Origin of the sequence: Paenarthrobacter sp. YAF11_1, assembly GCF_052113445.1 — a bacterium.
In the GTDB taxonomy this organism is placed as follows: domain Bacteria; phylum Actinomycetota; class Actinomycetes; order Actinomycetales; family Micrococcaceae; genus Arthrobacter.
This window is the reverse complement of record NZ_JBFRDF010000002.1, coordinates 195,292-221,404: the sequence shown is the minus strand read 5'-3', so window position 1 is coordinate 221,404 and position 26,113 is coordinate 195,292. Positions and strand designations below refer to the sequence as shown.

25 protein-coding genes are annotated in these 26,113 nt (G+C 61.8%); 19 read left to right on the top strand and 6 right to left on the bottom strand.

Translation table 11 applies throughout. The features are described from left to right. Positions 1–45 precede the first annotated feature (45 nt). Positions 46–435, bottom strand: a complete 390-nt coding sequence (locus tag AB4Y77_RS05085; protein WP_311212901.1) for a DUF3054 domain-containing protein — start codon at positions 433–435, stop codon at positions 46–48. Between the two features lie 133 nt (positions 436–568). Here AB4Y77_RS05085 and AB4Y77_RS05080 point away from each other — a divergent pair, with 133 nt between their 5' ends. After that, positions 569–1,024: a VOC family protein gene (locus tag AB4Y77_RS05080; RefSeq protein WP_311212900.1), complete on the top strand. Its 456-nt coding sequence runs from the start codon at positions 569–571 to the stop codon at positions 1,022–1,024. Positions 1,025–1,125: 101 nt separating this feature from the next. Beyond that, positions 1,126–1,566: a VOC family protein gene (locus AB4Y77_RS05075; protein ID WP_311212899.1), complete on the top strand. Its 441-nt coding sequence runs from the start codon at positions 1,126–1,128 to the stop codon at positions 1,564–1,566. A gap of 62 nt (positions 1,567–1,628) precedes the next feature. Here AB4Y77_RS05075 and AB4Y77_RS05070 read toward each other — a convergent pair whose 3' ends face one another. After that, positions 1,629–2,612: an Lrp/AsnC family transcriptional regulator gene (locus tag AB4Y77_RS05070; RefSeq protein ID WP_311212898.1), complete on the bottom strand. Its 984-nt coding sequence runs from the start codon at positions 2,610–2,612 to the stop codon at positions 1,629–1,631. Between the two features lie 228 nt (positions 2,613–2,840). On the opposite strand from AB4Y77_RS05070, the gene AB4Y77_RS05065 reads away from it, so the two are divergent. The 10 genes from AB4Y77_RS05065 to AB4Y77_RS05020 all read left to right on the top strand — a co-directional run bounded on the left by AB4Y77_RS05065 (position 2,841) and on the right by AB4Y77_RS05020 (position 14,125). Next, positions 2,841–3,560, top strand: a complete 720-nt coding sequence (locus AB4Y77_RS05065; protein ID WP_442013154.1) for a sigma-70 family RNA polymerase sigma factor — start codon at positions 2,841–2,843, stop codon at positions 3,558–3,560. Between the two features lie 79 nt (positions 3,561–3,639). Continuing rightward, the gene (locus AB4Y77_RS05060) at positions 3,640–4,044 is read left to right on the top strand and encodes a tautomerase family protein (RefSeq protein ID WP_311212896.1); all 405 of its coding nucleotides are present in this window, start codon (positions 3,640–3,642) and stop codon (positions 4,042–4,044) included. A 229-nt stretch (positions 4,045–4,273) separates the two neighbouring features. After that, positions 4,274–5,290, top strand: a complete 1,017-nt coding sequence (gene iolC / locus AB4Y77_RS05055; RefSeq protein WP_442013153.1) for a 5-dehydro-2-deoxygluconokinase — start codon at positions 4,274–4,276, stop codon at positions 5,288–5,290. Continuing rightward, positions 5,287–6,249, top strand: coding sequence for a Cgl0159 family (beta/alpha)8-fold protein (locus AB4Y77_RS05050; RefSeq protein ID WP_311212894.1), 963 nt, complete (start codon positions 5,287–5,289; stop codon positions 6,247–6,249). The genes iolC and AB4Y77_RS05050 overlap by 4 nt, the downstream gene beginning before the upstream one ends. Before the next feature lie 6 nt (positions 6,250–6,255). After that, positions 6,256–8,202: a 3D-(3,5/4)-trihydroxycyclohexane-1,2-dione acylhydrolase (decyclizing) gene (gene iolD / locus AB4Y77_RS05045; RefSeq protein WP_442013152.1), complete on the top strand. Its 1,947-nt coding sequence runs from the start codon at positions 6,256–6,258 to the stop codon at positions 8,200–8,202. A gap of 30 nt (positions 8,203–8,232) precedes the next feature. Then, the gene (locus AB4Y77_RS05040) at positions 8,233–9,744 is read left to right on the top strand and encodes a CoA-acylating methylmalonate-semialdehyde dehydrogenase (RefSeq protein ID WP_442013151.1); all 1,512 of its coding nucleotides are present in this window, start codon (positions 8,233–8,235) and stop codon (positions 9,742–9,744) included. 37 nt (positions 9,745–9,781) lie between these two features. Continuing rightward, positions 9,782–10,699, top strand: a complete 918-nt coding sequence (locus AB4Y77_RS05035) for a sugar phosphate isomerase/epimerase family protein (protein WP_442013150.1) — start codon at positions 9,782–9,784, stop codon at positions 10,697–10,699. A 48-nt stretch (positions 10,700–10,747) separates the two neighbouring features. Beyond that, positions 10,748–11,761, top strand: coding sequence for a Gfo/Idh/MocA family protein (locus tag AB4Y77_RS05030; protein ID WP_442013149.1), 1,014 nt, complete (start codon positions 10,748–10,750; stop codon positions 11,759–11,761). An 11-nt stretch (positions 11,762–11,772) separates the two neighbouring features. Next, positions 11,773–12,645: a sugar phosphate isomerase/epimerase family protein gene (locus AB4Y77_RS05025; protein WP_442013148.1), complete on the top strand. Its 873-nt coding sequence runs from the start codon at positions 11,773–11,775 to the stop codon at positions 12,643–12,645. A gap of 25 nt (positions 12,646–12,670) precedes the next feature. Then, positions 12,671–14,125, top strand: coding sequence for a sugar porter family MFS transporter (locus AB4Y77_RS05020; RefSeq protein ID WP_442013147.1), 1,455 nt, complete (start codon positions 12,671–12,673; stop codon positions 14,123–14,125). 105 nt (positions 14,126–14,230) lie between these two features. Here AB4Y77_RS05020 and AB4Y77_RS05015 read toward each other — a convergent pair whose 3' ends face one another. The 3 genes from AB4Y77_RS05015 to AB4Y77_RS05005 form a co-directional block, all read right to left on the bottom strand. Beyond that, on the bottom strand, positions 14,231–15,253 hold the full coding sequence (locus AB4Y77_RS05015; RefSeq protein WP_442013146.1) for a Gfo/Idh/MocA family protein: 1,023 nt from the start codon (positions 15,251–15,253) through the stop codon (positions 14,231–14,233). Positions 15,254–15,353: 100 nt separating this feature from the next. Continuing rightward, on the bottom strand, positions 15,354–16,376 hold the full coding sequence (locus AB4Y77_RS05010) for a sugar phosphate isomerase/epimerase family protein (protein ID WP_442013145.1): 1,023 nt from the start codon (positions 16,374–16,376) through the stop codon (positions 15,354–15,356). Continuing rightward, positions 16,373–17,560: a Gfo/Idh/MocA family protein gene (locus AB4Y77_RS05005; protein ID WP_442013144.1), complete on the bottom strand. Its 1,188-nt coding sequence runs from the start codon at positions 17,558–17,560 to the stop codon at positions 16,373–16,375. The genes AB4Y77_RS05010 and AB4Y77_RS05005 overlap by 4 nt, the downstream gene beginning before the upstream one ends. Positions 17,561–17,710: 150 nt before the next feature. On the opposite strand from AB4Y77_RS05005, the gene AB4Y77_RS05000 reads away from it, so the two are divergent. The 7 genes from AB4Y77_RS05000 to AB4Y77_RS04970 all read left to right on the top strand — a co-directional run bounded on the left by AB4Y77_RS05000 (position 17,711) and on the right by AB4Y77_RS04970 (position 25,126). After that, positions 17,711–18,730, top strand: a complete 1,020-nt coding sequence (locus AB4Y77_RS05000; protein WP_442013143.1) for a LacI family DNA-binding transcriptional regulator — start codon at positions 17,711–17,713, stop codon at positions 18,728–18,730. Between the two features lie 141 nt (positions 18,731–18,871). Continuing rightward, positions 18,872–19,867, top strand: coding sequence for a substrate-binding domain-containing protein (locus AB4Y77_RS04995; protein ID WP_442013203.1), 996 nt, complete (start codon positions 18,872–18,874; stop codon positions 19,865–19,867). A gap of 54 nt (positions 19,868–19,921) precedes the next feature. Continuing rightward, positions 19,922–20,968: an ABC transporter permease gene (locus AB4Y77_RS04990; protein WP_311212883.1), complete on the top strand. Its 1,047-nt coding sequence runs from the start codon at positions 19,922–19,924 to the stop codon at positions 20,966–20,968. A gap of 12 nt (positions 20,969–20,980) precedes the next feature. Then, on the top strand, positions 20,981–21,907 hold the full coding sequence (locus tag AB4Y77_RS04985) for an ATP-binding cassette domain-containing protein (protein WP_442013142.1): 927 nt from the start codon (positions 20,981–20,983) through the stop codon (positions 21,905–21,907). A gap of 103 nt (positions 21,908–22,010) precedes the next feature. After that, complete coding sequence (locus AB4Y77_RS04980; protein WP_442013141.1) at positions 22,011–23,009, top strand: Gfo/Idh/MocA family oxidoreductase; 999 nt, start codon at positions 22,011–22,013, stop codon at positions 23,007–23,009. Further along, on the top strand, positions 23,006–24,067 hold the full coding sequence (locus AB4Y77_RS04975) for a Gfo/Idh/MocA family protein (RefSeq protein WP_442013140.1): 1,062 nt from the start codon (positions 23,006–23,008) through the stop codon (positions 24,065–24,067). Before AB4Y77_RS04980 ends, AB4Y77_RS04975 begins: the two co-directional genes overlap by 4 nt. Positions 24,068–24,091: 24 nt before the next feature. Continuing rightward, the gene (locus AB4Y77_RS04970) at positions 24,092–25,126 is read left to right on the top strand and encodes a Gfo/Idh/MocA family oxidoreductase (protein WP_442013139.1); all 1,035 of its coding nucleotides are present in this window, start codon (positions 24,092–24,094) and stop codon (positions 25,124–25,126) included. 78 nt (positions 25,127–25,204) lie between these two features. Here the strand turns inward: AB4Y77_RS04970 and iolB are convergent, their stop codons facing one another. Then, on the bottom strand, positions 25,205–26,098 hold the full coding sequence (iolB, locus tag AB4Y77_RS04965; protein ID WP_442013138.1) for a 5-deoxy-glucuronate isomerase: 894 nt from the start codon (positions 26,096–26,098) through the stop codon (positions 25,205–25,207). Positions 26,099–26,113: the final 15 nt, after the last annotated feature.

The following is a 26,113-nucleotide window of genomic DNA, read 5'->3' as shown; positions in this document are numbered from 1 at the left end:
TGCGGACTGTTTCAGCCTAGTGCATCGGCAGGGGACAGGCCCTGTTCAAACGCGGCGTTGCCGCCTCCGGGACGCGTGTAACCAGAGCGTGGCTACGGCCCGGTAGCCGAGCAGGAAAATTCCGAGGGTGATCAACGCGACCACCACGAATGGCAGGACCACCGTTTGGCCTGTGACACCGCGGAGCAGCATTCCCACCAGTACTGCGCCGATCCAGACGAGGACCCCCGTTGGCCATACAGCAAAGGGTGCGCGCCAGGCGCGCGTTGCCAGCCAGGCAAGGGCTGCTCCGGTCAGGAAGGGCCACGCCGTGATGAAGGCGCCGGAGACTATGTCTCCGCGGGCGTGCGCGTCCCTGCCAATGGCAGCGAACACAAGAATCAACAGAACGTCCGCGATGGCTATGGGTATCCACAGTCGTGATGGTGAAGGCATGCATCTGACACTATCGGGGGTGTCACTCCGACGCGAAGTCGCTTTCGCATGAGTGGAGCGTTGTGTGTGGCGGCTCACAGTACTAGCGTCTGTCTGGGGAGCAGGGCTTCCCCCGATCGCTGAGGAGTGCTTCATGCAGAGGATTTCCACCTGTTTATGGTTCGACGGCCAGGCGGCCGAGGCAGCAGAGTTCTACACATCGATTTTTGATAAATCCTCCATAGGACAAATTATGCCCGGGCCTGACGGCCAAGCACTGACCGTTGAATTCGAGATCGATGGCCGGCCGTTCATGGGCCTCAATGGTGGACCGGCCCACAAGTTCAATGAGGCCGTCTCCCTGATGGTGAACTGCGGTTCCCAGGATGAGGTGGACCGTTACTGGGAGGCTCTCCTCGCCGGGGGTGAGGAGAGCATGTGCGGGTGGCTGAGGGACAAGTTTGGGTTGTCGTGGCAGATTGTCCCCACAGCCATGTCTGCCCTTTTGGGTGGCCCGGATCCCGACGGGTCACGGCGAGCCATGGAGGCCATGATGCAGATGCGGAAACTGGACATCAACGTACTTCAAAGGGCGTACGACGGCGGCTGATGACTTGAGGAGCAGGCGCCAACTGCCGCTGTTGGCCCGGCCCCTCAGTGACGAACGCAACACAGCGACGAACCAAACACCATCCAGAAGGAGACCGACCAATGACCACCCGCCTCAATCCGTACATCTCATTTCGGGACAATGCCCGCGATGCCATGACCTTTTATGAATCTGTTTTTGGCGGTGACCTGAACATCAGCACTTTCGGCGACTACCAGGCGGGCGAGGACCAGGCGGAGGCCGGGAAGGTCATGCATGCCATGCTGGAAACGCCGGGTGGATTGACGCTCATGGCTGCTGACACCCCCAACGGCATGCCGTACAACCCCGGCGATAACGTATCTGTCTCTCTCAGCGGCGAAGCCGCGGACGAAAGTGAACTCCGTGGCTACTGGGACAAGCTGGTGGACGGCGGTACCGTTACCGTACCGCTTGAAACGGCACCTTGGGGCGATACCTTCGGAATGTGCGTTGACAGGTTCGGCATTGCGTGGCTCGTGAACATCGCCGGCGCGCAACAAGGGGAGCAGCCCTCGGAATAGCGCCACAAGATGTTGATGAATGCCCCGCCCCTTCAGCGGGGGTGGGGCATTCGCTGGTTAAGTCAGCTCGTCCGCTTGCCGCTGGGATCAAGCCGATGACCCATGTGTTTCGGGGTGCGCAGGACTATGGATCGATCCATGATCTCGGCAAAAGGCAGTCTCTCGCCCAGTTGCCGCTCCAGCACCGTCATGTCCTCGACCCGGCGCAGCCATACGGACATGATGATGGAGTACATGCCTCCAGTGGTCGTGACCAGGCGGACCTCCTCCAGGCCCGACAATCTCCGCGCCACCACTTCCACCTTGGTGGCCGGTACCCGCATGAAGTACCAGACGCACACCGGCCACGGCGTGTAGGACCGGGCAACCTCCAGCCGCAAAACCAGGCGCTCCTCGGCGATCACCGTCGACACGGCGTTCCTTGCTTTCGCCGGACTGATGTCCAGCACCCCGGAAATCTTCGCTATCGAGGCCCGGCCATCCGCCCTGAGCAGAGAGGCAAGGTGTTTCTCGTGCTCGGCGGTTATACCGCGGCCTGTCGACGCGGGCTGCGGCAGGTTGCGTTCCAGCAGCCGTGCTTCGTCACCTTGAAGTGACCGCAGCCGCCACTGTTTTGCGTCGGTCAACAGTTTGATGGACCGGTGCGTGCGCGTGCTCCGAATTCCTTCCACGGTGCAAAGCCGCTCAAGAAGGAAGTGGCCCAAGTCAGCCTCTGTGCGGCACAAGACGGTGACCACCAGATCCCTGCCACCTGCCGTCTGGTCGATGGACAAGACTTCCTGGTCACCAGCAAGTTCTTCAGTCGCTCTAAGGATGCTTGCCGGTGCGCAGTCGATTTCCACGATGGCTCCGGAATATCTGGTCCCCGTGCCCTGATAGGACGTGACCCACGCCAAGCCGGCCTCTCTCAGAACTTTCCATCGCCGGGCAAGAGTCACGGCGTCGGCGCCGACAATAGGCGCCAGCGCAGCCCATGGTGCCCGGGGGCGTATCTGGAGGGCATGGAGCAGGCGAAGGTCCCGCTCGTCAAGGTCGTAATCCTGCATGGATCCCTTACTTCTATTCACAAACCTGCATTGTGAGCGTATTCAATCATTGACTGCCTAGTTTTTGGGGCGCCCCACACCCAATTTCGAAAGGCAGAAATGTCGCATCAATCCACAACACCGGCAGTCCAACCCCCCACATCGGGTGTTGGGACTCCCGCCGGGCGGGGTGGGCGGTTAAAGGCGACAGCAGCGAAGCCACACCGCGGTGATCCGAATGATGTCCTGTTGGTTGACCTGGTTCGCCAGGGGGACCTGGCGGCCTTCAGTGAGCTGTACCGAAGCCATTTAACGGTGGCGGGCTACGTAGCGCGTGCTGAAATGGACAACTCCAGCGACGCGGAAGATGTGGTCGCGGAGGCTTTCGCCTCGGTGTTGGAGGCCTTACTGGCAGGCAAGGGGCCCCGGGAGTCCTTTCAGGCGTATCTGACCACTACCGTCCGGCGGATGGCGCATCGCAGGAACATCCGAAGCCGACGGACTGCCACCTTGGGCTATGGCAGCGTTATGGATGCTCTGGTCCTCGATGAAAACTCAACGATCAAGGCCTTTGAGGCAACGATATTGATGCGTGCCTTCCGTTCGTTGCCGGTGCGGTGGCAGGCCGTGCTGTGGTGTGTCGAAGTTGAGGGTCTGAAGCCGGCGGCCACAGGGCGTGTCATGGAACTGAGCCCTAACGGAGTTTCCTCATTGCTTATCAGGGCGAGGGAGGGCCTGCGTCAGGCATACCTCCAGGAACATGTGGGCCGGACGCCCGACAGTCCGTGCACTGACTTCTCCCGGCATTTCGGCAAGTTCGTTCGAGACGCAGTGCGGAAGGCTGCGCGGCAACGCATTGCCCACCATCTGGCCGGCTGCCCCCGTTGTGCCGACGCGGTTGCTTACCTCAAAGAGATCGATGAAGCCATGACTGAGCGGCCCAGAAGCGATGCTGCGTCGGTGACCTGAGGCAGGGGACTGACCGGTACCTTGCACGCATTCAACCCAGTTTGTTAGTATGTCAGGACAAACTATTGAAGGGTTCGATATGCCACTGGTTCGAATTGATGTTATCGCTGGCAGGAGCCCGGAAGTTCTGGGCGGTATCAGCCGAAGCATCCATGATGCGATTCTTGCTGAGTACGGTATCCCTGAGCGCGACTACTTCCATATCGTTACGGAGCATGCCGCGGGCCAGATTTTCGCCCAGGACGCCGGGCTGGGTTTTGAGCGGACGTCGAACGTCGTCATGATTCAGATCTTCACCCAGGGAGGGCGGAGCCAGGAGGCGAAGCAGTCCCTTTATGCCGCGATTGCCGCCCGGCTGGGTGAGGTCGGGATCGCTGGCGAGGATGTGTTCCTTGGGTATGTGGAGAACACTGCAAGCGACTGGTCTTTTGGCTTTGGCCGCGCCCAGTATGTGACGGGCGAATTGTCGGTTCCCCGAAAGTAGCCCCTGCCGCCACTCTCAGCGGCGTCGCGCCCAAACCCCGCGGCGCGCGTCTTCCCGAAAGCCTTTCATGGCGACTAGGTTTCGTTGTAAATATGTCAGTACAAACCTTTGACAGGACATTGATTCTGGTGCAGAGTAGTCATGTGGCCCCGCTCACTGAGGGGTGGCAAGGCATTGGGGCCCAGCGCTCAAAGGTTCAGAGTTCACAAGAGAAAGGTCAACGATCATCGTGACCCACGAACTGCTTACGATCGGGCGCATCAGCGTTGATATCTACCCGAACGACATTGGGGTGGACCTGGAGGACGTGACGTCGTTCGGCAAATACCTTGGAGGTTCGCCCTCCAACGTGGCCGTTTCTGCCGCTCGTCATGGTCGCCGCACGGGAATCATTACCCGCACCGGGGACGACGCGTTCGGCAACTACCTCCACCGGGAACTGCGCAAGTTCAACGTGGACGATTCTTTTGTCTCCCCGGTCAAGGAGTACCCCACGGCCGTGACTTTCTGCGCGATCAAGCCGCCGGAAGACTTCCCCCTGTACTTTTATGGTCGTTTTCCCACCGCCCCGGATCTGCAGATCAGGGCTGAAGACCTCGATCTTGTGGCCATCCGTGACGCAGGGATCTTCTGGTCCACGGTCACCGGCCTTTGCCAGGAACCGAGCCGCAGCGCCCACATCAAAGCGCACGAAGCCCGTCCCCGTACCGAACTCAAGGATGGCCAATTCACCATCCTGGATCTGGACTACCGTCCTATGTTTTGGGCTTCCGAAGAGGAGGCGCGTGGGGAGATTGCGAAAGTTCTCCCGCACGTGACTGTGGCGATCGGCAACGACAAGGAATGCGCTGTCGCTGTGGGGGAGGGAACTCCTGATGAGCAGGCGGACCGCCTGCTGGCTGCCGGCGTCGAAATTGCTGTCGTGAAGCTCGGGCCCGAAGGTGTCATGGCCAAGACCCGTACCGAACGCGTGGTTTCCGCCCCGGTCCCCGTGGAAACCGTCAATGGCCTGGGTGCCGGCGATTCCTTCGGCGGCGCTTTCTGTCACGGTTTGTTGTCGGGGTGGCCGCTTTCCGAGGTGCTGGACTACGCCAACGCCTCCGGTGCGATCGTCGCTTCCCGCCTATCCTGCGCCGATGCAATGCCGACGCCGGATGAGGTCACCTCGCTGCTGGCAGAGCGTGGCAGGCCTGTGCCCGGTGCTGCACTTACGGCGTCCACTCTTGCTGAAGGAGCAGTGCGATGAGCCTGAATGATGACCCCCGCCGGTATGAGCACTTGAGCCGGGTCCGGTTGGAAGATCCGGAGGCGGTAGCACGGGCAGCCGCCACCCGGCGCAGGCATCCAGGACTGAAGCATGGTACGCAGAACTTTATCGTTGCAGCGGACCACCCGGCCCGCGGCGCACTGTCCGTTGGTTCGCAGCCGATGGCCATGGCTGATCGCAGGGACCTTCTGGATCGTTTGCAGATTGCTTTGTCGAATCCGGCCGTTGACGGCATTCTGGCCTCGCCGGACATCATGGATGACCTCCTGCTCCTGGGTGCCCTCGAAGGCAAGCTCGTCTTCGGTTCCATGAACCGCGGCGGCCTGGCCGGACTGGTCAATGAATTCGACGACCGCTTCACCGGACACACCGCGGCCGCCTTGGATGCGCTCGGTGCGGACGGCGGAAAAATGCTGACGCGCATCTGCTTGGGCGATCCGGACACCGTGGCCACCCTGGAGTCAACGGCCAAGGCCATCGACTCCTTGGCTGAACGCAAACTCATTGCCATGGTGGAGCCCTTCCTCTCGGTGCGTGACTCGCATGGCAAAGTGCGCAACGACCTCCGCGCGGACGCGGTTATCAAATCGGTTGGCATCGCCGAAGGCTTGGGTTCGACCAGCGCTTATACCTGGATGAAACTGCCTGTGGTGGAAGAGATGGAACGTGTCATGGCCTCCACCACGCTTCCCACCGTATTGCTGGGCGGAGACCCTGCCGGGACGCAGGACGAGATCTTCGCCAGCTGGCAGGCAGCCCTGGCACTGCCCGGCGTTCAGGGACTCACCGTTGGGCGGACACTTCTTTACCCGGCCGACGGCGACGTGGCCGGTGCCGTGGCGACGGCCGCCTCGCTGCTGAACCATACGGCGCCTACGGCGACCGTTTCAGGAGATCGAGGCTTGTCAGAACGTATTCCAGTGAAAGTATCGGAGTAGCTAGCAATGGGTACAGCAACCCGTCGGATGACCGTGGCGCAGGCCGTGGTCGAGTTCCTTTCCAAGCAGTACACCGTGGACTCCATCAATGGGGTGGAGTACCGTGAGCGGTTGATTCCGGGTACCTTCGGCATTTTCGGTCACGGCAATGTGGCCGGCGTCGGCCAGGCGCTCAAGCAATACCAGGCCGTGGACCCTACGATCATGCCGTACTACCAGGGCCGCAATGAGCAAGCCCAGGTACATCAGGCCGTTGGGTACGCCCGGCACACACGCCGTCGCCAGACGTTCGCCATCAGCACCTCCATCGGTCCGGGCTCCTCGAACCTGCTCACCGGTGCGGCCCTGGCCACCACCAACCGCTTGCCCGTGTTGCTGTTGCCAAGCGACACGTTCGCCACCCGCGCCGCTGACCCCGTGCTCCAGCAGCTGGAACTCCCGTACGCGTATGACATCACCGTCAACGATGCGTTCCGCCCGTTGTCCAGGTTCTTCGACCGGGTGTCCCGTCCGGAGCAGCTGTTCTCCGCGTTCCACCACGGACTGCGGGTCCTGACGGACCCGGCCGAGACCGGCGCTGTGACCATTTCGCTGCCGCAGGATGTCCAGGCCGAGGCCCTCGACGTTCCCGAAGAGTTCCTGGCCGAGCGGGAGTGGCGGATCCGCCGACCCGAGGCCGAGGACGACGACATTCGCCGCGCCGTGGAGGCCATCCGCGCCGCCAAGCGCCCGCTGATCATCGCGGGCGGTGGCGTCCTCTACGCCTACGCCAACGACGAGCTCGCCAGGTTCGCTGAGCTGACAGGCATCCCGGTAGGCAACACGCAGGCAGGCGTCGGCGTCCTGCCGTGGGACCACAAGTTCTCCCTCGGTGCCGTCGGTTCAACCGGTACGACGGCGGCCAACGCCATCGCTGCGGAAGCGGACCTCATCATCGGGATCGGCACGCGGTACGAGGACTTCACCACCGCGTCCCGCACGGCGTTCCAGAACCCCGACGTGCGCTTCGTGAACATCAACGTCGCCCCTATCGATGCTTACAAGCACGGCACCACACTGCCGATCGTCGCCGACGCCCGCAAGGCACTGGTGAAGCTCAACCAGGCGCTGGGCGGTTACCGCGTCGGCGCTGACCTCGAACAGAAGGTCGAAGCCGAGAAGAAGCGCTGGAACGCGATCGTAAACGAGGCTTTCGAGACCCGCTACACTCCGCTGCCGGCCCAGAACGAGATCATCGGCGCGACCAACAAGGCCATGGATGACCAGGATGTGGTGATCTGCGCCGCGGGATCGCTCCCCGGTGACCTGCACAAGATGTGGCGCGTCCGCGACCCCTTCGGATACCACGTGGAATACGCCTACTCCTGCATGGGCTACGAAATCCCCGGCGGCCTGGGCGTCAAGCGCGCAGCCCTGGCCGAAGCCGCCGGTGGCGGCGTCGACAGGGATGTCGTTGTCATGGTGGGGGACGGCTCCTACCTGATGATGCACACCGAACTGGTCACCGCCGTCGCCGAACGCATCAAGCTGATTGTGGTCCTCATCCAGAATCACGGCTACGCCTCCATCGGTTCGCTCTCCGAATCCCTCGGTTCGCAGCGCTTCGGCACGCAGTACCGTGTGCTGGACAAGGAGCAGCACAGCTTCGACGCCGGCGAGAACCTTCCCATCGACCTCGCCACCAACGCCGAATCCCTCGGTGCGAGAGTCATCCGGATCGAACCGGGGGAGCACGTCATCGAAGCCCTCGGCGCTGCCATCAAGGAAGCCAAAGCCGCTCCGGAAACCGGGCCGATCGTCATCCACGTCGAGTCCGATCCTCTGCTGGACGCACCGAGCTCCGAGTCCTGGTGGGACGTTCCCGTCTCGCAGGTCTCCGACCTCGAATCCACCCAGCAGGCATACAAGACGTATACCGACCATAAGAACCGCCAGCGCAAACTGCTCGGCTAGAAACCCAAAGACCAAAAAGGAAGTCCGCACATGTCGACGACGACCACACTGACCACCATTCACCACTTCATCAACGGTGCTGAAACCACCGGCGAGGGCCACCGCACCCAGCCCGTGTACAACCCCGCCACCGGCCAGGTTTCGGCTGAACTTCGCCTGGCCAATGAGGCTGACCTGAACACCACCGTCGCTGCCGCGAAGGAGGCGGCCGTGTCCTGGGGTGATTTTTCCCTGGCCAAGCGCACTGCGGTGTTGTTCAAGTTCCGTGAGCTCGTCGCAGCTCACGTGGACGACCTCGCCGAGCTGATCACCGCCGAGCACGGCAAGGTCCTCTCCGACGCCAAGGGCGAGATCGGCCGCGGCCTGGAAGTCATCGAGTTCGCCTGCGGAATCCCGCAGCTGCTCAAGGGCGACTACTCCGACCAGGTGTCCACCGGCATCGATGTCTTCTCGTTCCGCGAACCCCTGGGCGTCGTGGCAGGTATCACCCCGTTCAACTTCCCGGTCATGGTGCCCCTGTGGATGGCGCCAATGGCCATCGCCACGGGCAACGCCTTCATCCTTAAGCCCTCCGAGCGTGACCCGTCCGCGCCGATGCTCCTGGCCAAGCTCTGGAAGCAGGCCGGCCTGCCCGACGGCGTGTTCCAAGTCCTGCACGGCGGCAAGGAAACCGTCGACGGGCTCCTGACCCACCCCGACGTGGACGGCATCTCCTTCGTCGGGTCCACCCCGATCGCCCAGTACGTCCACGAGACCGCCACCAAGCACGGCAAACGCGTCCAAGCCCTGGGCGGGGCAAAGAACCACGCCATCGTGATGCCCGACGCCGACCTGGACAACGCAGCAGACCACCTCGCTGCTGCCGCTTTCGGCTCTGCGGGAGAGCGCTGCATGGCCATCTCCGTCGCCGTTGCCGTGGGGGACGCTGCGGACCTGATCGTGAAGAAGGTTCAAGAACGCGCCTTGGCTGTGAAGGTCAAGAACGGGACCGAACCCGACGCCGAAATGGGTCCGGTCATCACCCCGGCCTCCAAGGAACGGATCGTCAAGATCGTCACGGAAGCTGAAACCGCCGGCGCGGCCATGGTGGTTGACGGCCGCGACCTCGTGGTCCCCGGCCACGAGGACGGCTTCTGGGTAGGCCCCACGGTGATCGACCACGTCAAGACCGAAATGACCGCCTACACCGAAGAAATCTTCGGCCCCGTCCTGGTCGTCGTCCGCGTCGCCGACCTCGAAGAAGGCATCGCGTTGATCAACTCCAACCCCTACGGCAACGGCACCGCGATCTTCACCTCCTCAGGTGCCGCGGCACGGAAGTTCCAGCGCTCGGTCACTGTGGGCATGGTCGGCATCAATGTGCCCCTGCCCGTCCCGGTGGCGTACCACTCCTTCGGCGGCTGGAAGAACTCCCTCTTCGGCGACAAGCACATCTATGGCCCCGAGGGCGTCTCCTTCTACACCCGCGGCAAAGTCATCACCTCACGCTGGCCCGAACCCACCCACGCCTCCGGCGCCTCCTACAACTTCCCCTCCAACTAAATCCGTCCCCACCGCCGCAAAGGAAGACAACGCCGTCATGACTGATGTCGAGAACAAGCTGATCATCGGCACCGCCCCCGATTCCTGGGGCGTCTGGTTCGCAGATGACCCCCAGCAGACCCCATGGGAGCGATTCCTGGATGAAGTAGCGGAGTCCGGCTACAAGTGGATTGAACTGGGGCCGTATGGCTACTTGCCCAATGACCCCACCCGGCTGGCTGAGGAACTGAAGCAGCGCGACCTCAAAGTCACGGCGGGTACGGTATTCACGGCGTTCCACCGCGGTGCGAGGCAGTACGACGAAGCGTGGGAGCCGGCCCGCAAGGTGGCCGAACTCACTGCTGCCATGGGCGGTGAACACATCGTGGTCATCCCCGCGATGTGGCGCGACGATGTTACTGGCGAAGCTGTGGAGAACGGCGAACTCACGGACGAGCAATGGGCTGACCTGTTCGCAGGCCACAACCGCATGGGCAAGGTCCTCTTGGAGGACTTCGGGCTGCACCAACAGTTCCACTCGCACGCGGACTCCCACGTTGGTGCCCAGCAGGACATCGAGACCCTTCTTGCTGCCACGGATCCGCGGTACCTGAACCTCTGCCTGGACACTGGGCACGCGGAGTACTGCGGCGCGTCCAGCCTGGAACTCATCAAGAACTACCCGGACCGCATCGGATACCTGCATTTGAAACAGATCAATCCTGAGGTCCTGGCCGAGGTCAACGAAAAGAACATGACCTGGGCAGCCGCCAACTTGGCCGGTGTCATGACAGAGCCGCCGAACGGCCTCCCTGATTTGCGCGCCGTCATCGAAGCCGTCGAAGCCCTCGACCGGCCGATCTTCGGCATCGTGGAACAAGACATGTACCCGGTAGCCTTCGACGTACCCATGCCGATCGCCAAGCGAACCCGCAATTATTTGCTGTCCTGCGGATCCCGTACCAGGGTCCAGTAACACTGCCAGCAACAGCCATCCAGAAGAACTTCACGAAGGACAAAAACAGTGACCAAGATTCTCCGCGTTGCCGTCGTCGGTGCGGGCCGCATGGGTGCGGACCACATCAAGCGCCTCAGCACCCGCATCCACGGGGCTGAAGTTGCCGCCGTCGTCGATGTTGACCTTGCCCGGGCGCAGGCCGCCATCGAGGGCATCGATGGCGCCGTCGCGCTGTCCAGCGCCGATGAGGCGCTGAACAACGGCGACGTGAACGCCGTCCTGATCGCGACCCCCGGCTTCCTCCACGAGGAAATCCTGTACAAGGCCCTGGAGAAAGACTTCCCGATTCTCTGTGAGAAGCCCCTGACGCCGGACGCCGAAAGTGCGTGGAAGGTTGTCCAGGCTGAGCAGGCTTTGGGCCACAAGCGCATCCAAGTGGGTTTCATGCGCCGCTTCGACGCCGAGTACTCGGCATTGGGCGCCATCATCCGCAACAGCGAATTGGGGGAACTGTTGATGCTGCACCACCAGCATCGCAACCCGAGCACACCTGCGGGCTTCACCAACGAGATGCTGATCAACGACTCCGTGGTCCACGAGTTCGACGCGATCCGCTACTTCACTGGTGAGGAAATCACCTCCGTGCAGGTCCGTCTGGGTAAGCCGACCCGCAATGCACCGAACGGCCAGCATGACCCCCAGCATGTACTGCTTGAAACCGAGACCGGGGTGTTGGCCGACGTCGAAATCTATGTCAACGCAAAGTTCGGCTACCAGGTGGCCACCCAGGCGTCCTTCGAAGACGGGATCGTCAGCATCGGTGGCGACAACGGCCCCTACGTTCAAAGCGCGGGCAAGTGGGGCGGCAACGTCACGCCCGGCTTTGAGGACCGGTTTGGGGCAGCGTACGACGTCGAGGTGCAGGCTTGGGTGGACGCCGCCCTTCGCGGTGACATCGGCGGTCCGACCGCCTGGGACGGTTATGCCACCGCTGCCTGCTGCGAGGCAGGCGTCGAGGCCCAGAAGTCCGGCGAAAAGGTCAAAGTCCAGCTGAACACCAAACCGGATCTTTACAAGTAGGGGGATGGGCCATGAAAATCGCACTTGATCCCACGCCGTTCCACCACAGCCACAGCTTGTTGGAGTTCCCCCGGGTAGCTGCAGACCTTGGCTACAAGTACCTGCAGATGACACCGCACGCGGACCTCATCCCGTTCTTCAACCACCCCAAGGCGGATGACGAACTGGTGGCCAAGCTGAAAGCAGCGTGTAAGGACGCCGGCGTCGAAATCGCCTCTGTCCTGCCCGTTCTTCGTTGGTCGGGGCCGGACGAGGATGCCCGGGAGGCAGCCGTTCGCTATTGGAAGCGTGCCATCCAGATCGCGGTTGACTTGGGCGTCCAGACCATGAACACCGAGTTCAGCGGCCGTCCGGAGAAGGCCGAGGAATCAGAGCGCGCGTTCTACCGCTCCATGGAAGAGCTGTTGCCGATCATTGAACGCGAAGACATGGACGTGCTCATAGATCCGCACCCTGATGACTTCGTGGAAGACGGGCTGGCGGCCCTGCGCGTCATCCGGGGCGTCAACTCGCCGAACATCGGGATGGTTTACGTTGCTTCGCACAGTTTCCACATGGGAAACAAGCCGTTGGAGATCATGCGGGCGGCAGGGGACAAGCTTCGCCTGGTGCACGTCTCCGACACCATGAACCACCACGCCTCCCACGGCCTCCGCTACATCACCAACCCGCCCGGCAATGCCGTCCGTGTCCACCAGCACCTCAAGATCGGCGATGGTGACGTGAACTGGGAGGAGTTCTTTGGTGGTCTGAAGGAGATCGGATTCCTGGACAAGGAGAACACCGTGATGGTCTCGTCAGTCTTCGCCGAGGATGAGAACGCGGAAGATGTTTCCCGCTACCAGCTCAAGACAATGGTGGACTATGTTGCCCGGACAAACTAAGGGGCGGTAGCGAGAAAAGGAAACCATGACCAAGTCTTCTTCCATCGAGACCGAAACTGGTCGGCCAGCTGTCCCTCCCACCTTTCCCGGGAAGACCAGCAAGCCTTCTGATCCAAAGAAATTCCTCCGCAAGGTAGCGCTGTTCTCCACGTTCGGCGGACTGCTGTTCGGCTATGACACCGGCGTGATCAATGGTGCCTTACCGTTCATGCAGAAGGACCTCGGCCTGACTCCGCTGACCGAGGGTCTTGTCACCTCAACGCTGCTGTTCGGCGCAGCATTCGGGGCGATCAGCGCCGGACGGCTGTCTGACCGGTTTGGACGGCGCAAGACGATCATGGGCCTGGCCCTGATCTTCGCCTTTGCCACCGTGGGTTGCTCCCTGGCGCCAAGCACAGAGCTCCTGGTCCTTGCCCGTACAGTCCTGGGTCTCGCCGTCGGCGGTGCCTCGGTCATCGTTCCCGTATATCTGGCCGAGATGTCGCCGGCTGCCCAGCGCGGCAGGATCGTCACCCAGAACGAACTCATGATCGTCACCGGCCAGTTCCTGGCCTTTACCTCCAATGCGGTGCTGGGAAACCTGTTCCCTGAAGAGATGCACGTGTGGCGCTGGATGCTGGTGATTGCCACGGTTCCCGCCGTGATTCTGTGGTTCGGTATGCTCGTCCTGCCGGAGAGCCCACGCTGGCTGGCGTCAGCCGGTCGATTCGGCGAAGTCCTGGAAGTGCTGCGCTCCACACGGAGTGCAGGGGATGTCGGGGCTGAGTTTGACGAAGTACGCCAAGCGGCCAGGGAGGACTATCAGTCCAAGCTCGGCACGTTCAAGGATCTCGCCGTGCCTTGGATACGCAGGATCTTCGTGGTCGGCCTTGGCATGGCCATCATCAACCAGATCAGCGGCGTCAATGCCATCATGTATTACGGGACCACCATTTTGTCCTCCTCAGGTTTCGGGGACCAAGGGGCCCTGATTGCCAACGTCCTCAACGGCATGACGTCCGTGGCAGCCGTCATCGTAGGCATGTACTTGATGACGCGGGTGCGCCGGAAACCCATGCTCATTGTGGGGTTGATTGGGACCGCGTCATCACTGACGGCCATTGCGCTCATTTCCCTTGCCTTGCCGGAGAGTACATTGCGTGGCTACCTGGTGTTGCTGTTCATGGTGACGTTCCTTGCTTCCATGCAGGGATGTATTGGAACCGTGACATGGCTGACCATGTCCGAGATCTTCCCCATGCACGTCCGTGGCATCGGCATGGGTATCTGCGTCTTTGTGTTGTGGATGATCAACTTCCTGATCGGATTCTTCTTCCCGCAGTTGGTCTCGCTGATGGGAGTCTCCGCGACATTCTTCATCTTTGTGGCGCTGCAGCTGTGTGCCATTGTGTGGGTCAAGCGCACTGTTCCGGAGACCAAAGGCAAGTCTCTTGAGGAACTGGAGCACCTTTTCAAAGAGAAGGCCGGAGCCACCGGCTGACTGGCAGAATCACTTCCCTCCGAGGCTGTGCTTGTTGATAACCATGCAGAAAACGCCCGACGCCGGCAGGCATCGGGCGTTTTCTGCGCCTGGAGCAGGGCCCCTTCAGAGTGCAATGACAACATTCTCCAGCGCGCTGCGGCGGGCCGCGTCCAGGACTTCGAGGGTATGGATCCCTTCAGACGCCGGAACGGGTTGGGGGCCTTCGCCCCGGATTGCCCTCGCGAACTCTGTGTAGAAGCCGGCGTAGTTTCCCTGCGCGGACGGGACAAGCCCACGCCGGCCCCTGCGGGACAGTGTTCCCCAATTCTCCTGTGCGTCGATGCCCCACGATCCGGGATCCGTTGCCGGCCTGAGTCCCTGCATCAAGGCATCGGCTTGAACATCGGATCCCGAGGCGATGTAGTTGCCCTCGCTGCCGTAGGCGCGTAGTTCCCGAGTGGTGGAGTGGTTCAGCTTACTGGCGGACACGGTGGAGACTGCTCCCGAGGCATGGGTCATGGTGACAAAGAAGCCGCAGTCCGTTCGCTCCCCGAACCGGTCAGTCCAGTCGAGGGTCGCGTGCACGTGGCCCACCGGCCCCAGCAGCCACAGCATCTGGTCCACCAAATGGCTGCCCAGGTCCCTGAGAAGTCCGCCGCTGGTACCAACTTCCAAGCTGTCTGCGTTGTCCTGGTCCATGATGGAATGCACGCGCCATAGCTCTCCCAGCTCGCCTGATGCCAACACCTTGGCGAGCGTCAGGATGTCCGAATCCCGGCGGCGGTTATGGAAAACGTTCAAGACGACGTCTGCTTGCGTTGCCGCTTCTGCCAGTTCGCGCGCGGCGTCGGCGGTAGGGGCGAATGGCTTGTCAGCCACAACATGGACGCCCGAACGAATGGCCTCCATCACCAGGTCATAGCGGGTGTGCGGTGGGGTGGTGATGGTGACGGCATCCACGCCGGCGGCGAGGAGCCCGCTAAGGCTCGCGTAGGTGGGCAGCCCCGGAAAGTCCGACTCGACAGATGCCTGGGTTGCCTCCGAACGGGCTACAACCCCCACCAGCTCGATGCCTTCGGCTGCTTCAATGAACGGAGCGTGGAAGTACTTGCCCCCTGCTCCGTATCCGACGATGCCAATGCGCATATCTTTCCTCCTGATGATGTAGTGGGTAAAAGAGAGGGGGACGGCGCGTTGGCGCCGTCCCCTCAGAGTCGGGATGTCATACCCGACGATTCATTGTTGTTTAGGCTTGGGCAGGCTTCAAAGATGCTGAAAGAGCCGAATCTGCGTCCAGCAGGACCTGGGCTGCCACCTGCAATCCTTCGATCCGGCCGAGGGAGACGTCTTCATGCTCGATGTTGACCAGCATCTCCGGGTCCACCTCATGCAGTGCGCGGAGGAACTCTGTCCAGAACCCAGTGTCGTGTCCCCGGCCCAGGGCCACGAAGTCCCAGGCGGAGTTCTTCGGCCATTCGTTGGCCCACTCGTCCCCGCCGAGGTTGGTGCGGTTTTCGTCTGCGGAAAGCCGGCGGAAGCTGTTGTCCAGTACGCCATAGAGTGCAGCATTCTCCGTGTTGACCCGGACATCCTTGGCGGCTGCCTGGAACACCAGCGTGCCGAGTTCGCGGACTACAGCGACCGGGTCCATCTGCTGCCAGAACAGGTGGGAAGCGTCCAGCTCAACACCTACGTGCGTGGCGCCCGTGAGCTCGATCAGTTTGTAGACGTCCGCGGTGTTGAAGACGATGTTCTGCGGGTGAAGCTCCAATGCCACCTTCACCCCATGGTCCGCAGCAAGGCGGTCGGTTTCCTTCCAGAATTCCGCGGCTACCCCCCACTGATAGTCCAGCACGTCCAGTGCTGCGGAATTCCAAGCATTGACCACCCAGTTGACCGTCGTGGCTCCGGGCTCGCCACCGGGCAGACCGGACATGGTCACCACACGGTTCTGTCCCAGGCGTTGGGCCAAGCGGATGGAGCGGCGGATGTCTTCGGCATGCTTCTCACCGATTTCGCGCTTGGGGTGCAGCGGGTTGCCGTTGCAATTCAAGCCTGCAATGGAAACGCCGGTACCCTCGAAAATTCCGAGGTAATCGTCGCGGGCGGCATCGCTCTGGAGGATCTCGTCAAAAGTTGGGACGTGCACGGCAGGCAGGAAGCCGCCGGTGTTGATCTCAATTCCCGTGAGACCCAGATCCGCAATGACCTTCAAAGCCTCCGGCAGCGGACGGTCGTGGAGAATCGCGTTGTAGACGCCGAGCTTCATAGCTGGATCTTCTTTCCGTTGTTCAGGGCCGATTCGGTGACGGCGCCGAGGAGTTCCATGTTGCGTACGCCGTCGTCGAACGTGGCGCAGCGGGGCAGTGATTCTTCATCGCTCAGACCTGCCACTTCTTCGAGGAACGCGCGGGCCTGGTAACCGAACGCGTCGTTCTGGCCGAAGCCGACCTCCGGAGCGTCCATGGCCAGTCCGCCAGTGATGTAGGGGTGGCCAGGACCGAGGATGACCTGGCGATAGCCATTCTCGCTGCCGGACCCGTCGTTGAGGAACAGTTGGATTTCGCTGGGGCGGCGCTGGTCGAACTTTGCTGCGCCGTTTTCGCAGAAGACCTCAAACTGGAGGCTGTTGGCGTGGCCTGCGGCGACGCGGGAGACTTCGAAGCTGCCGGCGCCGTTGGCGAACTCTGCGTTGAAGGCTGCGTAGTCGTCGTTCTCGACAGCCTCGAAGGTGTCGCTGACGGCTACGTGGTCATGACCCATGACGGCGCTCAGCGGTAGGGGCCGCTTGTCGATCGCGGTGGTCAGGCGGCCGCCGCTGATGGATTTGATGTCGCCGCACAGGAATTCGGAGACATAGGTCAGGTGGCTTCCGACGTCGGCCAGCGCGCCGGAACCGGGGCCGCCCTTATAGCGCCAGCTCATGGGGGCGGACGGGCTGAAGCCGTAATCGGTCCAGTACCGGCCGCTGAAGTGCAGGACGTTGCCAAGAACGCCGTTCTGAATGAGGTCCCGGATGTAGGCAATGCCCGGGGTGCGGCGGAAGGTGAAGCCGATTCGGGCCAGGTTTCCGCGGCCTTCGGCAGCGTGCGCAGCTTCGGCCATGGCGCGTGCGTCCTCCAACGAATCGCTAAGGGGCTTCTCGCACAACACATGCTTGCCAGCGGCCAGGAGGCCTTCAACTACCTCGCGGTGGAGTGAGTTGGCAATGACCACGCTGACTACGTCGATATCGTCGGCTTCGGCGATAGCCTGCCACGAGGTGTCATGCCGCTCGTAGCCAAAGCGGCGCGCAGCGAGCGAGCCGAATTCGGCGTTGACGTCACCAATGGAAACCAATCGGATCTGCGGCAGCACCGGGCTGTAGAGGGTAGACGCTGTCCGGTAGGCCGCCGCGTGGGCCTTACCGGCCATACCTGCGCCGATAACCGCGACACCAAGGCTGTCAGCCATGATTTCTCCTTTGAAATTCAGCCGCGGCGGGGAGGCTCAACGGCATTTTGTAGCGCTACAATTTTGTATGCTGACTTTGAGCGTAGCTATGTCTATATGTCCTGTCAATCATCGTCTGATCGACGACCACGCCCGTGGGGGGTATGCCTCATGAATCCACGCATTCCCCAGGCGCGACGACCAACTATTTACGATGTCGCAAAGTCGGCAGGCGTCTCGCCGTCGTTGGTTTCGCTGGTCCTGCAGAATCCTGACCGGGTCAGTGACAAGCGCCGCGAGGCGGTCCGGAATGCCATTGCGGAGCTGGGATACCGCCCCAGTCGGGCGGCGACCACGCTCGCGAGCAACCGGACCAAAAGTATCGGGCTCGTCATCGATGACTATCGCAACCTCTGGTTCGTTGACCTGCTGCGCGGTATGGAATCCATCCTGACGGAGCCGGGCTTCCAAGTCATGCTCGCTGACTCGCGTCCGGGTGAAGACCGCATCAAGGAGGCTGCCGATGGCTTGCTTGCGATGCACGTTGATGGGTTGGTCATCGCGGCGGAACCTGGGGCAGGCGTGCTGGGCGGCACGGTGGTTCCCACGGTCGTGGCCGGGTGGCGTCATGGCGTGCCGGCGGAGGTAAGCCTGATAACCAACGACGACGACGGTGGCGGCGCCATGGCCGCGGACCACCTTCTGCGCCTCGGGCACCGCAGCGTCGGACACCTTTCGGGATCGGGTGGTGCCGCTGCCCACAGAAGGGCAGGTTTTCAGGGGCGCGCCCGGCAGGCCGGTATGGATCTGGTGGTTGCGGGGGAGGAGGGAGGTACTTCGGAAGAGGACGGCTACGCTTCCGCGTGCTGGCTTTTAGACCATCATCCTGGCATTACGGCGATTTTCGCTGCCAACGACACTATGGCGCTGGGCGCCCTCGGCGCCATAAAGTCCCGCGGCCTGGCGGTGCCGGAGGATATTTCGTTGGTCGGTTACGACAATTCATCCTTGGCAAAGTCGCGCTTTTTGGAGCTGACGTCCGTGGATAACCGCAGCGACCTGGTGGGCATGGAGGTGGCGCGGGTGCTGCTGGATCGAATCCAGGGCCACGCCCCGGGCCCCCACAGAAAATTGATCGATCCTGCCTTGGTTGTCAGGGGAACAACTGCTGTACCGTCCGTCAGGCATTGAGATTTGGGTCCGCCACGTCCAAACATACTAATGTCAGGACAAACTATTGACATTCGTGAGCCAAGTCACCATGATCAAACGTAGACGGTGCTCCGGAGGCTGCAAGGTGGCGGCCCGGGCCTGGGATCAAAGGAGATTATGGTGACTGGTTTTTCGTGGCGCAAAGCAGCACTGGTAGCGGCAGTTGTGCCGATGGTGGCTCTGAGTGCTTGTTCGAGTGGCGGCGGGAGGGCTCCCGAGGCTGGTTCCGCCGGTGGGGGAGGCCAGGTGGCCACCACGGAGCGGATGAAGATTGCGTTGATTGCCCACGCACCCGCGGGTGACACTTTCTGGGACACCGTACGGAAGGGTGCCGAGGAAGCCGCGGCGAAGGACAATGTGGAGCTGCTGTACACCTCCGATCCGGAGGCCGGCCGGCAGGCGCAGCTCATTGAACAGGCCGTGGATCAAAAGGTGGACGGCATCGCCGTAACGCTTGCCACCCCGGATGCACTCAAAGATGCACTGAAGAAGGCAACGGACGCCGGCATTCCGATCGTCAGTTTCAATGCCGGCGAGGCGGCCTCCGCGCAGCTTGGGGCGTTTACGCACTTCGGTTCAAATGAAAAGCTCGCCGGCGAGGCAGTGGGTACGCGCCTGGCAGAGGGCGGCTACAAACACCCGGTATGCGTGATCCAGGCGCAAGGGCACGTCGGACTGGAAGCCCGGTGCGCAGGTGTTAAGGCTAAAGTCCCAGGGACGGAGATCCTCTACGTCAACGGAGCCGATATGACATCGGTGGAGTCTACGGCCACCGCAAAACTGCAGGCCTCCAAGGATGCCGACGTCATCATCGGCCTCGGTGCTCCCATCACACTGACGCTGTTGAAATCAGTCAGCACGGCCGGGAGTTCGGCAAAGGTGGCGAGCTTCGATCTCAATAAGGAACTCGCCCAAAAGGTTGCCGATGGCAGTGTCCTGTTCACTGTCGACCAGCAGCCGTGGCTCCAGGGCTACGGAGCCGTGGATGCTCTGTGGCAGAACAAGCGCGGCGGCTTCAAGGTCGGTGGCGGCCAGTCAGTGCTCACCGGGCCGGCCATCGTTGATCAGTCCAACGCTGCCGACGTCTTGAAGTTCGCTGAACAGGGTATCCGCTAACAGCCAGTTGGCCGGGCCGGCCCCGCGGCCGGCCCGGCAACAAGGAGAATTATTATGACCATCACTCAAAAGCTCACTCCTCCCGCCCTTGATGAGCGGGTCGCACGCCGCAGCCCATTGCAAAAGATGCTCGGGCGGCCCGAGGTTGGTGCCCTCGTCGGCGCCATCGTACTTTTTATCTTCTTTGCTTTGGTCTCCCCGACGTTCACCCAACCCAACGCCCTCGCCACCGTGCTGTATGGAAGCTCAACCATCGGAATCATGGCGGTTGGAGTCTCACTTCTGATGATCGGTGGAGAGTTCGACCTCTCCACAGGTGTCGCTGTGATCTCTTCGGCCCTGACTGCCTCGATGTTCAGCTGGTACTTCAGCACTAACGTCTGGGTCGGTGTGATCCTGGCCTTGCTGGTTTCACTGGCCATCGGTTTCATCAACGGGTGGATCCTCATGAAGACCAAGCTCCCGAGCTTCATCGTCACCCTCGCAACGTTCCTGATGCTGACCGGCCTGAACCTGGGTTTGACCCGGCTGATAGGTGGCTCCGTCTCCTCACCATCCATCTCGAACATGGACGGCTTCGACACCGCACGTGGGGTCTTCGCCTCGTCGGTGAACATCGCGGGCATCGACGTCAAGATCACAGTTTTCATCTGGATCGCCCTCGTAGCGGTCGCCACCTGGGTTCTCATGCGGACCCGGGTAGGGAACTGGATCTTCGCAGTTGGAGGTGACGCGAATGCCGCCCGGGCTGTTGGTGTCCCGGTCAAGGCCACCAAGATTGGTCTGTTCATGGGCGTTGGCTTCTGCGGTTGGATCCTGGGCATGCACAACCTCTTCGCCTTCGACACGGTGCAGTCCGGCGAAGGCGTGGGCAATGAGTTTCTCTACATCATCGCCGCAGTCATCGGAGGGTGCCTTCTCACAGGTGGCTACGGTTCAGCGGTGGGTGGCGCTATCGGCGCGTTTATCTTCGGCATGGCCAACAAGGGGATTGTGTACGCACAGTGGAACCCGGACTGGTTCAAGTTCTTCCTGGGCCTGATGCTGTTGCTCGCCACCATCGTCAACCTCATCGTCAAGCGCCGCGCGGAACTCAAGTAAGGGGCCAAGGAAATGAATGCCAAAGCAATCGACCAGGAAACACTGCTTAAGAACGAAAGCGACCCCCTGACCCACACACCCGTGCACCTTCTCTCCCTGGAAGGAGTGGGCAAACATTACGGCAACATCATCGCGCTGAGCGACGTCACCATGGCCGTGGACAACGGCCGTGTGACCTGCGTACTGGGCGATAACGGCGCGGGCAAGTCAACGCTGATCAAAATCATCGCCGGCCTCCACCAGCATGACGAAGGCCAGCTCAACATCATGGGGGAGGAACGAAAGTTTGGTTCCCCCCGTGATGCCTTGGATGCGGGTATCGCAACGGTGTACCAAGACCTTGCAGTGGTTCCGTTGATGCCGATCTGGCGGAACTTCTTTCTTGGCTCGGAGCTCACCAAGGGCTTCGGACCGTTCAAGAGCATGGATGTTGAACAGATGAAGGCCATCACGCTCAAGGAACTGGCCGAGATGGGCATTGACCTGCGCGATGTGGAGCAGCCTATTGGTCAGCTTTCCGGCGGTGAACGCCAGTGTGTCGCGATTGCCCGTGCCGTGTACTTTGGCGCGAAAGTCCTCATTCTGGACGAGCCCACTGCGGCGTTGGGCGTCAAACAGTCAGGTGTGGTGCTGCGCTACATCCTCCAGGCCCGCGACCGCGGCCTCGGCGTCATCTTCATCACCCACAACCCGCACCACGCCTTCCCCGTGGGTGATCGGTTCCTGCTGCTCAAACGCGGCAAATCGATTGGCTACTACGACAAGAAGGACATCACCCTGGACGAGTTGACTGCTCAGATGGCCGGCGGTGCAGAGCTTGCCGAACTCGCCCACGAGCTGGAGCAGTTGGGTGGCCATGGCGACGTCGTCGAAGCGGTCAAGGCCGAGGTAGCCGACGTCGACGATACCGTGAACGCCGGTGGCCCGAAACACGCCTGACGCGAGCCGGTGGCGGGGTGTTCCGGAGCTTGTTCCGGAGCACCCCGCGTCGCTGTGCACTCCATCCAGGCGGGTCTCACGTCACACATCAGAAGGGAAAACCATGCCGATCCGGGTAGGCGTCATCGGCGCCGGAATCATGGGCGCGGACCATATCAGGAACCTCTCCACCACCATCGGCGGAGCCGAAGTCACTTTTGTGGCAGATCTCGACGCCCAACGCGCCGCCGCGGCGGCGCCGGCTTCCGCACGCGTCACTACGGACCCGTCAGAACTGATCAACTCCAGTGTGGTGGACGCCGTGGTGGTTGCCTCGCACGATTCCACGCATGCCGGTTTGGTTTTGGAGTGCTTCGAGGCGATGACCCCGGTGCTGTGCGAGAAGCCGCTGGCACCAACAATGTTGGAAAGTCTGGAAGTCGTGGCTGCCGACGCCGACATGGTTGCCGCAACGGGAAGCTCGCTTCTTTCCCTTGGTTTCATGAGGCGCTTTGACCCGGGCTACGTGGCACTCCGGAAAACCGTGCAGGAGAGGTTGCAGGGGGAGCCCCTGGTGGTTCATTGCATCAGCCGCAATGCTTCCGCAGCACCCGGAACCACCTCGGAATCCGCCATTACCAATTCGGCCATTCACGAGCTGGATATCATTCCCTGGCTCTTGGACTCGCGCATTGCGGAAGTTTCGTGGCAGGCAGGAAAAAGCACCCGAAACGCAGGAGACGGGCTGCAGGATCCGTCGTTCATGACACTTCGTACCGCAGATGGAACACTCACCACGCTGGAGCTCTTTCTCAATGCCCGGTATGGCTACACCACCCGCTGCGAGGTGGTCTCCGAGCTGGGAACCACGGCGTTGCAGGACACCTCCCTGCTCGGAATCGAGCAGGACGGAACAAAGCAGCGGGTCATCCCGCCTGACTGGCGCCCCCGTTTCGCCGACGCGTACCGGATCCAGTTGCAGGCCTGGATCTCCGCACTTGCCAACGGAGAGAAGCCGCCATTGGCGGGCGCGCAGGAAGGACTCAACGCTGCCCTCGTTGCGCAGGCAATGATCCAATCACTGCACAGCAACGGCGCCTCGACGAAAGTCAGCTACTCATGATGCATGCTTTGCTCCCGCAGTCCCGCGTTCCGGAATCCCGGGATGCTCCGGCCCTTCGCTGGGGCATCATGGGACCGGGGTGGATCGCCGAACGGTTCGCAGAATCTGTCCTGGCGCATACCGGGCAGGTGATAACCGCCGTCGGATCCCGTTCGCTGAGCCGGTCGAAAGCCTTTGCGGAGTCATTCAACGTACCTGCCGCCTATGGCAGCTATGAGGAACTCTCCGCCGCTCCGGACGTGGACATTGTCTACGTGTGCACGCCCCACACCGCGCATTACGCATCAGCGGTGTTGGCGATCGACGCCGGAAAGCACGTACTGATCGAAAAGCCCCTTGGGCTCAATGCCCACCAGGCGAGGGACATTGCTTCGCGGGCAGGAGCCGCGGGAGTGTTTGCCGCCGAAGCCATGTGGACCTTCTTCCTGCCGAAATTCGATGTGATCAGGCAACTCCTGGAGGCAGGAACGCTCGGTACCGTCACTACCGTTGTTGCCGAGTATGGTGAGCACTTCGATCCCTCCCACCGCATCTTCAATCCCGAATTGGCCGGAGGCCCCCTTCTTGACCTCGGCACGTACCCGCTGGCGCTGGTCACGGAGGTGTTGGGCAGTCCGCTCCGGCTTCATGCACTGGGGCAGCCCCACGAGACAGGGGTTAATGCTCAATTGTCAGCCATCATGATCTTCGACGGGGGTGCGCAGGCAACCGTGAACACCCACCTGCACAATTTAACGCCCACCGCAGCATCGATTGTTGGTACGAAGGCCACTCTGGTGATTGAAGGCCCCTTCAACATGCCTGGCGCGTTCGAGGTCAGATTTCCCGAGGGGACCCGACTTCGTTACGACGAAGCAGCAGCCGGCCATTTTGAAGGCTTGCACTACGAGGCAGCAGCCGTGGCCCGCACCATTGCCGAAGGTGGCCTGCAGGCGAGCCAAAGAAGGCTCGCAGATTCCATTCGCACACTTGAAGTCGCTGACGAGATCCGCCTCCAGCTGGGAATCGTGTTCCCTGGCGAAGGCGACGTGCCGGCTCAGCCCACCCCGATCCTGTAGCAGTACTTTCCCGGAAGGAACATCATGAAAGACATCATTCTCGGCCTGGTCGGCGTGGGACGCATCGGCGTCATGCACGCGAACAACATCACTGCGTTGAACGCAGGCCTTGGCAACAAAGGTGTCACGGTCCGGCTTCGCCTCACTGACGTGGCCGCTGACCACGCGAGGGCGGTCGCGGCGGACCTCGGCGCTGAATTTGTGCCGACGGTCGCGGACCTTATCTCCTCCGGTGTGGACGGCCTGGTCATAGCAACTGGAACAGGGACACACCCCGAGCTTATTCGGGCCGGAGTGGACGCTGGCATTCCGGTCTTTTGCGAGAAGCCGGTGGCAATGAACGTCGCTGACGCGCTTCCGGTGCTGGACTACGTCAGGGACAACAACGGCGTGGTGCAGATCGGCCATCAACGCCGGTTCGACGCAGGCTACCTCGAAGCACAACGCGCCTATCAGGCCGGAGAACTGGGGTGGATCCATTCGTTGCGTGCCGTTACCTGCGATATGACGCCGCCGCCCGTGGAGTTCCTGGCGACATCCGGCGGTCTGTTCCGCGACTGCTCGGTCCACGATTTCGACATCCTCCGCTGGCTGACAGGCCGGGAAATTGTTGAGGTGTATGCGAAGGGATCAAACAACGGTGATCCGGCCATTGGCGATGTGGGCGACGTCGACACGGCACTGGCTGTTGTCACTTTCGACGACGGCACCATGGGAACGGTCTCGGCAAGCCGCTACAACGGGGCAGGCCACGACGTCCGCCTGGAGATCCAGGGTTCCAAGAATTCAGTCATGGTGGGCCTGGACCCGGAGACCGCCATGGTTTCGGCTGAACCGGGTGTCACCTTCCCGGCAGGGAATCCGCATCAGACCTTTGCCGAGCGCTTTGACCAGGCATACCGCTCCGAAATGGCGGCATTCGTTGAGTTGATTCTGGGCGAGCGGGAGAACCCGTGTACGCCGGAAGATGCCGTGGCAGCATCCCGGGTGGCAGACGCGGCCCAGGAATCGCTGGTCACCGGAGCACCGGTTAAGGTGGCTTTGACAGTCACGTTCTGACGAACAAAAAAGCCTCCTCCAGGATCCAACGGATTCAGGAGGAGGCTTTCTTTTCGCAGCGAAAGGCCACCGGCCGGATCAAACCCCGAACGGAAGCCGCGGGTCGATGTCCTGGCCGTCCCAGCTCTGCCGAACCCAGCCGTGGTGGGGGTCGTCGCTGATGAGCCATTCGCGGACCGGTCCGGGGCCAGCCATCACGTTGAGGTAGTACATGTCATAGCCCGGAGCAGCCATGGCGGGGCCATGCCAGCCGTAGGGGACCAGGACTACGTCACCTGTGCGGACTTCTGCCGAAACATCGATGGGGCGCTCATCAGAGGCATATACCCGCTGGTAGCCAATGGCATCCGCGTCGGAGGGAGCGCCGGAGCCGGCGGCAACCTGGGTCTCGAAATAGTAGATCTCCTCGAGGTGCGTTTCTCCGTCCTTCTCCTCGTCATGCTTATGCGGGGGATAGGAGGACCAGTTGCCGGCGGGGGTGATGACCTCGCAGACAATAAAACGGTCTGCTTCCAGAGCTGCGGGTGTCCCGAAATTGTGGACTTGCCGTGAGCAATTGCCGGCCCCACGCAATTCAACCGGCGTCTCAGCAGCCATAACCAGCCGCGTTGGGTAGGAGGCTTGTGCCGGGGCGGTGGCGACGGCGACGCGGCCGCCGTCGGACGAACTGATGGTGACTGCTTTGCCTATGCCTGAATACAAGACGTCACTGGGCCCGTTGAATACGGATGGTCGTCCCGCAAGGGGGTGTTCGACGCCGTCCACCGTGACAGTGAACGATCCATTGAGGGGAACCACAATCCGTTCCTCACTGTCCGCCGGAAGTTCGACGGCGGTGCCCGCGGTGAGGGTGGCGACCTTCAGGCCCGTATGGGCCCAGCCGTCCACCACCGTTGCGGAGTCGGAGGTTCCGAGTGAAATATCCCAGTCGCCGTCGGCGGCAGTGCCCAGGGGGTAGACCCAATTGGTCATGGCAGGGGAGTCCTT